Source organism: Staphylococcus sp. HMSC34G04, from assembly GCF_001838765.1.
Lineage (GTDB): Bacteria > Bacillota > Bacilli > Staphylococcales > Staphylococcaceae > Staphylococcus > Staphylococcus epidermidis.
Map to the genome: position 1 here is coordinate 1 of NZ_KV838733.1, position 638 is coordinate 638.

The 638-nt window shown below is 32.3% G+C and carries 1 protein-coding gene; it reads right to left on the minus strand.

Annotated features, from left to right (window positions below; genetic code table 11):
* A partial coding sequence (locus HMPREF3241_RS06580; RefSeq protein ID WP_176746661.1) for an oleate hydratase occupies window positions 1-638 on the minus strand: 638 nt, incomplete at both ends.

Genomic DNA, 638 nt, shown 5'->3' on the forward strand with positions numbered 1-638 from the left:
ATAGATTCTGTTTTACCATTTTTGTTTACAAGAATCTCTCGTGCAATTTTCGTAGATGATGTTGAATCGACCAATATATTGTCAACTTGAACACCATATTCAAAATGCACGCCATGTGACTTAAGATATTCTACCATTGGCAATACTAAAGACTCATATTGGTTATATTTAGTGAATTTTAAAGCACTAAAATCTGCCAAACCACCAATATGGTGAACAAAACGCATAAGATATCGACGCATTTCCATTGCTGAATGCCAGGGTTCGAAAGCAAACATTGTTTTCCAATATAACCAAAAATTAGAATTTAAAAAATCTTCAGTGAAAACTTCGGAAATTTTAACATCTTCTAAATCTTCTTCTTTTTTCATACATAAACTTAAAATTTCTTTAATAGCTTTTTTAGATAATGTAAAATCGCCATCAGTATCAATGCGTTTACCACCACTATTAATGGCTCTGCATTTAGAATAGTTAGGATCTTCCTTATTCAACCAATAAAATTCGTCTAACACGGATGCATCAGGTTGTTCTAATGATGGAATACTTCTAAACAAATCCCATAAACATTCAAAATGATTTTCCATTTCTCTACCACCACGTACGACAAAGCCATGATGCTCCATATTAATACCGTC